Origin of the sequence: Methylibium sp., from assembly GCF_013817365.1 — a bacterium.
Classification (GTDB): domain Bacteria; phylum Pseudomonadota; class Gammaproteobacteria; order Burkholderiales; family Burkholderiaceae_C; genus Methylibium.
Map to the genome: position 1 here is coordinate 1 of NZ_JACDCU010000082.1, position 3,296 is coordinate 3,296.

General features: G+C 67.9%; 5 protein-coding genes. 4 read left to right on the forward strand and 1 reads right to left on the reverse strand.

Annotation, left to right across the window (positions count from 1 at the left end; translation table 11 throughout):
* The 4 genes from H0W38_RS07375 to H0W38_RS07390 form a co-directional block, all read left to right on the forward strand.
* Positions 1-562 (forward strand): YhjD/YihY/BrkB family envelope integrity protein (locus tag H0W38_RS07375; RefSeq protein WP_292452536.1); only part of this gene is annotated, 562 nt, incomplete at its 5' end.
* Between the two features lie 137 nt (positions 563-699).
* On the forward strand, positions 700-1,164 hold the full coding sequence (locus H0W38_RS07380; protein WP_292452538.1) for a CBS domain-containing protein: 465 nt from the start codon (positions 700-702) through the stop codon (positions 1,162-1,164).
* A 127-nt stretch (positions 1,165-1,291) separates the two neighbouring features.
* On the forward strand, positions 1,292-2,398 hold the full coding sequence (gene aroC / locus H0W38_RS07385) for a chorismate synthase (protein ID WP_292452539.1): 1,107 nt from the start codon (positions 1,292-1,294) through the stop codon (positions 2,396-2,398).
* A 154-nt stretch (positions 2,399-2,552) separates the two neighbouring features.
* On the forward strand, positions 2,553-2,924 hold the full coding sequence (locus tag H0W38_RS07390; RefSeq protein WP_292452541.1) for a hypothetical protein: 372 nt from the start codon (positions 2,553-2,555) through the stop codon (positions 2,922-2,924).
* Positions 2,925-3,003: 79 nt separating this feature from the next.
* On the opposite strand, the gene H0W38_RS07395 is transcribed toward H0W38_RS07390, so the two are convergent.
* Positions 3,004-3,264: a hypothetical protein gene (locus tag H0W38_RS07395; RefSeq protein WP_292452542.1), complete on the reverse strand. Its 261-nt coding sequence runs from the start codon at positions 3,262-3,264 to the stop codon at positions 3,004-3,006.
* Positions 3,265-3,296: the final 32 nt, after the last annotated feature.

Genomic DNA, 3,296 nt, shown 5'->3' on the forward strand with positions numbered 1-3,296 from the left:
GTGGGCCGGTGGCGTGTTCGTGGCGGCGGGGGTCGAGGTGGCCAAGTCGGTGCTGGCCTGGTACCTGGTGTCGGTGCCGAGCTATTCGGCGGTGTACGGCGCCTTCGCCACGGTGCCGATCTTCCTCATCTGGATCTACCTCGGCTGGGTCATCGTGCTGCTCGGCGCGGTGATCGCCGCCTACGCGCCGAGCCTGCAGATGCGCGTGGTGCGCCGTCCGCTCACGCCGGGTCACCGTTTCTCGCTCGCGGTGCTGCTGCTTCGAGAGTTGTCGCAGGCGCGAACGCAAAGCCGGCATGGGGCGAGCCTGGACCAGCTCTCGCACCAGTTGCGCGCCGACCCGCTGCAGATCGAGCCGATTCTCGAGACCTTCGTCGAAATCGACTGGGCCGCCCGCCTGGACGAAGAGGGCCACAAGCGCTACGTGCTGCTGTGCGAGCCGCAGGACACGCCGGCGCAGCCGCTGCTCGCCGCCCTGCTGCTGGAGCCGACGCCGGCCCTTCGCGGGTTCTGGAAGCGGGCGGCGTTCAGCGAGATGACGCTGCAGGAACTGATCGACTGAGTTCCGGCCTGGCGGCAGCCGGGCCGCGCGCGCGCGGCAAAGCTCGCCGGGCATTGAGGCTCCGGTGGGGGAATGCGGGCGCCTGCGGGCGGGCATTGTGGGCTATATTGAACTCGCCTTGCCTTAGGGAGCTTGCCATGAAAGTCAGCGACATCCTGGTTGTGAAGGGCGGCACGCTCTTCACCGCCCAGCCCGACCAGTTGCTGTCCGAGGCGGTGCGGGCCATGGCCGAGCGCGACATCGGCTCGCTCGTGGTCATGGAGAACGGCGAGCTCATCGGCATGCTCACCTTCCGCGAGGTCATGCAGGCGATCGTCGGCAACGATGGCAGCCTGGGGGCCAGCACGGTGCGCAGCGTGATGGACGACGCGCCGCTCACCTGCACGCCCGAAACCGAGATCGACGAGGTGCGCCGCATGATGCTCGGCCGCCACGCGCGATACATGCCGGTGATCACCCAGCGCATGCTGATGGGCGTGATCTCCTTCTACGACGTGGCGAAGGCCGTGGTGGAGGGGCAGGACTTCGAGAACCGCATGCTCAAGGCCTACATCCGCGACTGGCCGGTCGAGGACGAGCAGGCCGTGCAGCAGCAGCAGTAGGAAGACGGCGAGTCGCCCGTGCGGGGCCGGCAACGTGCCGGTTCGAATCGTCGGGCGACGTGCTGCCTGAGGGTTCGCCGCGGGGCGGCTGTCACAATGCGGATCGTCTAACGACTCCCCGCGCACCATGTCCGGCAGCACCCTCGGTCACCTGTTTCGCGTCACCAATTTCGGCGAATCGCACGGTCCGGCCATCGGTTGCGTGATCGACGGCTGCCCTCCGGGCATGGCCTTGTCGGAAGCCGACATCCAGCCCGAACTGGACCGCCGCCGGCCCGGCACTTCGCGCCATGTGACGCAACGCGACGAAGCCGATGCGGTCGAAATTCTCTCCGGCGTGTACGAGGGCAAGACCACCGGCACGCCGATCTGCCTGCTGATTCGCAACACCGACCAGCGCAGCAAGGACTACAGCAACATTGCCGAGTCTTTCCGGCCCGGCCATGCCGACTACACCTACTGGCACAAGTACGGCCTGCGCGATCCGCGCGGCGGCGGGCGCAGTTCCGCGCGGCTCACCGCCCCCATGGTCGGAGCCGGCGCGGTGGCGCGCAAATGGCTGGCCGAGCACCACGGCATCGCGTTTCGCGGCGGCATGGCCGCGCTCGGCGACATCCAGATCGCGTTCGAGGGCTGGGAGCACGTGCAGCACAACCCCTTCTTCGCGCCGAACGAGAGCCAGATCGCACAGCTCGAGGCCCACATGGACGCGCTGCGCAAGGCCGGCGATTCGGTGGGCGCGCGCATCGTGGTGCAAGCCAGTGGCGTGCCTGTCGGCTGGGGCGAGCCGCTGTTCGACAAGCTCGATGCCGACGTCGCGCACGCCATGATGGGCCTCAATGCGGTCAAGGGCGTGGAGATCGGCAGCGGCTTCGCCAGCGTCGCCCACCGTGGCTCGATGCACGGCGACGAGCTCACTCCCGAGGGCTTCCTGACCAACCACGCGGGCGGCGTGCTGGGCGGCATCAGCACCGGGCAGGATCTCATGGTGTCGATCGCCATCAAGCCGACGAGCTCCATCCGCACGCCGCGCCGCTCGATCGATCTGCAAGGCAAACCTGCGACGGTGGAAACGCATGGCCGGCACGACCCCTGCGTGGGCATCCGCGCCACGCCCATCGCCGAGGCACTGCTCGCTCTGGTGCTGATGGACCACGCCCTTCGTCACCGGGCGCAGTGCAGCGACGTGCGCCAGGCGGTGGCGCCGATTCCCGCGAGGGCACCTGGCAGCTGAGCCGGGCCCGAGCCGCCGGCTCGACGGTGCGCACGCACACACAGCAAGCCCTTTGCCTCGACATGTCCCCGCAAGCGCGGGGCCGCGCAGAAGCTCGGCGCTGTGCGCTGGCCGATACTCCCGGACCGGCAACTCATTCTGCGGAGAACAAAAGATGAAGATCGCAGCAGCCTTGGTCGTCGTGGCCGCCTGTCTGTCTGTGGGCTGCGCAACGCAGCCAGTTCCTGAACCTCAGGCGAAGGTGGTCCGCACCCGCGCGCCGATCAACTACGAGCAGGCCATCACCAACTTCTACGATCTCACCATCGCCGGGCCGCAGAAAGGCCGTGAACTGGAGTTCGGCGCACCAGAGCGCGGCACCTGCTCGATGTCGTCGCGCAACCAGAGCGGCCACCTCGGCTGGGTGGTGCCGGTTCAGTACAAGACCAAAGGCGCAGACAGCCGCGTGACGATCACCTCGCAGTTCTTCTGGTTCAGCGAGGAAACGATCAAGGGCGTGACCCGCCGCATGGAACTGTGTCCGTAAGCCAGGGGGGCCGTCTCGGGACGAGAAAAGCCGCTGCGGCGCTCGAGCCGCTCGACCGAGCAAGCGGCCGAGCCGCTGGCTATTGCTGCGGCACCGACGCCCCGCCCTTGTCGAACGCCGGGCTGGAGTGATCGTTGTTCTGACCTGGTTTCGGCAGCTCGACAGAACCACCGGTTACCGCCGGATCGGCGGGCGGAGGCGGCGCCTTCGGCACGTTCTCCAAGCTCTCCGTTGCGGGCGGCGCCGATTGCGCGGGAACGACGGGAATCTCGGCTTCCCTTTCGCCGCATCCGGCGGCAACGAATGTGAGTGCAACGACGATCGAGGCGGCGTATTTCATGGTGGAGTCTCCCGGAGTCGAATGAGTCGGGG